Source organism: Steroidobacter sp., from assembly GCF_016790065.1.
In the GTDB taxonomy this organism is placed as follows: Bacteria; Pseudomonadota; Gammaproteobacteria; order Steroidobacterales; family Steroidobacteraceae; genus Steroidobacter.
The window spans coordinates 1-3,296 of the sequence record NZ_JAEUPY010000081.1; the positions used below are offsets into that span (position 1 = coordinate 1).

Consider the following 3,296-nt stretch of genomic DNA (forward strand, 5'->3'; position numbering starts at 1 on the left):
AGGCAGTACGAACTCAGGCAGTACGAACTCGGCCAGCACGAACTCGGCCAATGCGAGCTCAAGCAATGAGATAGCGGCCGGCATCGAGGCGGCGAGTGCGACTGCTGCGTTGACAGAGGCCGAGCGAGAAGCGCAGCGCACTCGCCTAACCCAAATCGGCCAACAAGCGATGCGTGCCGCTGAACCCCAGGAGCGCGCCGAGGCCATCGATCAGCTCCACGTCGCCACGCCTGAAACCTTGCAGGCCCTGCAGATCGCAGTCACCTCTGACTCCACCGTGCGCAATCGTGTTCGCGCAGTTAACTCGCTGCGGGCATTGGCAGAACAGGAGGGCGCACAACAAACAGTTCTCTCCATCCTGCATCTAGCGATGTCGGACGCGAACACCAGCGTGGCGTCGCGAGCTACCGAAGTTTATCGAGAGCTGACTCAGCAGCCCGGGCCCAATGCTGGACCCGACGCTAACCCTAGCCCCGAGCCCGAATCTGTCGCGTCGGAGTAGGTGACGCTGGGTCGCCGTCGCGGCGAAATGAGTGGCAAACCAACTGCGTCATCGCATACGAATGTATGACGCGCGCAACTCATAGTGCTTTTGTCACGAAATCATCACGTCATATGGAAATAATCCCGCGCGCGGTCCGGCACCGGACGCTGGGCGCGAGCTCGCTCGCCGCCGCTCGATAACTGACCTCCAATAAATTCAGAGACGCGATCCCGTGCGCAAGCTACTTGCAGTGTTGTTCTGTTGTCTGCCGATGGCGAGCTTCGCCTGGTGGAGCGACGACTGGAATTTCCGGAAGGAAATTACGCTCGATACCACGCCCGCCGGAGCGGATGTGGCGGCGACGCCGGTCGACGTGCCGGTGCTGATCCGCCTGCATCTGGGCAATTTTGGTTACTTCGCGGACACGCAGCCTGACGGTAGCGATCTGCGCGTCGTGGGTGGCGATGACAAGACGCCGCTGAAGTTTCACATCGAGCGTTACGACCCGGTCAACCAGATGGCATTCATCTGGGTGCGCGTGCCACGCATCGCGGGTGGCAGCGCCGCTGAGAAGATTCATCTCTATTACGGCAACCAGAAGGCGACCACGGCGCCGCCGTCCGCCGATAGCTACGACGCCAACCAGGCGCTGGTCTATCACTTCGGCCAGGACGCCGCGGCCCTCGCGGATAGCACGGCGAACGACAACGACGCGGTGACCTCTACGGCGGAACTGACCCCGGCTTCGCTGATTGGCGGTGGCGTCAAGTTCTCAGGCAGCGCCGTCATCAGCCGGCCCGCTAGCGCGTCGCTGCGTTTGATTCCCGCCAAGGGCGGCACGCTCTCGGCATGGGTGCGCATCGATCAACCGCAAGGCAACGCTCAGATCCTGGGATTAGAAGACCAAGGCAAGCGTTGGGTGCTCGGCGTGCGCGGTGCGCAGGTCTATACCGCGGTCACTGGCGCAAGCGGAGAAGTTGAAGCCAAGGATTCAGCCGATCTGGCCACCGGCACCTGGCACCACCTCGCTGCCACGGTCGGCGGCGGTAAGTTGATTCTGTTCGTCAACGGCAAAGAAGTAGCCAACGTGGCTGCGCAGCCGGTGGAGATCGCCGGTGCTTTGAACATCGGCAACAGCGCCGGTGGCAGCAATGGTCTGGTCGGTGAGATCGATGAAGTGCAGGTTGCCAACGTCGCGCGCCCGCTGGAGTGGCTTGCTGCCTCGGCCAAGGCTCAGGGCCAAGAGTCGCCGTTGGTCGTGTACGGCGCGGACGCACAGCGTGAAGGCGAGGACGTTTCCTACTTCGCAGTGACCATGAAGAACGTCACCGTCGACGGTTGGGTGGTCATCATCATCCTGGCCATCATGTTCGTGATCGCCATGCTGATCATGATCGGCAAGACCTTGTATCTGTCCAAGATCAAGAAACAGAACGCTGCGTTCCTCAAGGAATATCAGGCGCTGCGTGGCGACCCGACGTCGCTCGATCACGATGAGAGCAAGGACGCGCCAGGCGATGCTGCGCTCGACGAATCACCGTTCATGCCGCACTTCGGCGAGCAGGAGGACAAGTACAAGTTCTCGACCTTGTATCGCTTGTATCACCACGGCGTGCAGGAGATGACCGGCCGAATCGGCTTGAAGTCGGCAGGTGCGCGAGCGGTTACGACACTGTCGCCGCAGGCCATCGAGGCGATTCGCGCGACGCTGGACGCGACGATGGTACGCATGACTCAGAAGCTGCAGTCGCAGATGGTGTTGCTCACCATCGCCATCGCCGGCGGGCCGTTCCTTGGTCTGCTCGGCACTGTAGTGGGCGTGATGATCACGTTCGCTGCCATCGCGGCCAGCGGTGACGTCAACGTCAACGCGATCGCGCCAGGTATCGCCGCGGCATTGGCCGCCACCGTCGCCGGCCTCGCGGTCGCGATCCCGGCATTGTTCGGCTACAACTGGCTGAACACGAAAATCAAAGAAGTGAACGCCGACATGCGGGTGTTCGTCGACGAGTTCGTGTCGCGAGTCGCGGAGCACTACAGCTAATGTCTGCCTCAGCCGAAGAAAAAGACGTTTACGACGAGATCAACATCACGCCGATGCTGGATCTCGCCTACGTGCTGCTGGTGATTTTCATCATCATGACCACGGCGTCCGTGCAAGGCATCAAGGTGAACTTGCCCAAAGCCAGCGAAACGCCGGCGTTGGCCAAGCCAAAAACCAAAGCAGTGTCCATCACCGCGGACGGCACCATTTATCTGGATACGTATCCGGTGACCTTGCCGGAGCTCGAGAATCTGCTGAAGCAATACAAAGCTCAGGATCCCGAGCTGCCGGTGATCATCAAAGCCGACTCCACCATTCAATACCAGAAAGTGGTCGATGTGCTGGACCTGGTAGGGCGGCTGGAGATCACGCAACTCGGTCTCGTGACGCAGCGAATCGTCAAGTAGCGGGGCGCGTGTCGTGAGCAAACAGCGCTGGCAACGCCACGTGCCGCTGGTCATCGGTGCGGTCATCGTGCTCCTGGTCGGTGGCGCGATGATCCGGTTCGTGGTGCAGATGATGGCGGAGAAGGACGCTGGGCCGCAGCGGCCGGTAGCGCAGATCGTAAAGATCGTGCGACCGCCACCGCCGCCTGAGCAGCCACCACCGCCGCCGCCACCGCCGGAGGAAAAGATCGAAGAGCCGCTCGAGCAACAGGAACCGGAACAGGCGCCGGACGAAGCATCGCCGGCCGAGCAGCTCGGGTTGGATGCAGACGGTGCCGCGGGTAGCGACGGCTTCGGGCTCGCTGCACGCAAAGGCGGGCGC

3 protein-coding genes and 1 pseudogene are annotated in these 3,296 nt (G+C 61.8%); all 4 read left to right on the plus strand.

From position 1 onward, the window contains the following. Positions 1-169 precede the first annotated feature (169 nt). Positions 170-502, plus strand: a complete 333-nt coding sequence (locus tag JNL55_RS03370) for a hypothetical protein (protein ID WP_293849248.1) — start codon at positions 170-172, stop codon at positions 500-502. Between the two features lie 214 nt (positions 503-716). Beyond that, positions 717-2,528: a DUF2341 domain-containing protein gene (locus JNL55_RS03375; RefSeq protein ID WP_293849250.1), complete on the plus strand. Its 1,812-nt coding sequence runs from the start codon at positions 717-719 to the stop codon at positions 2,526-2,528. After that, positions 2,528-2,935 (plus strand): ExbD/TolR family protein, encoded by a 408-nt coding sequence (locus JNL55_RS03380; RefSeq protein ID WP_293849252.1) that lies wholly within the window; start codon positions 2,528-2,530, stop codon positions 2,933-2,935. The genes JNL55_RS03375 and JNL55_RS03380 overlap by 1 nt, the downstream gene beginning before the upstream one ends. Positions 2,936-2,948: 13 nt before the next feature. After that, positions 2,949-3,296 (plus strand): annotated as a pseudogene (locus JNL55_RS03385) (hypothetical protein); the annotation flags it as partial.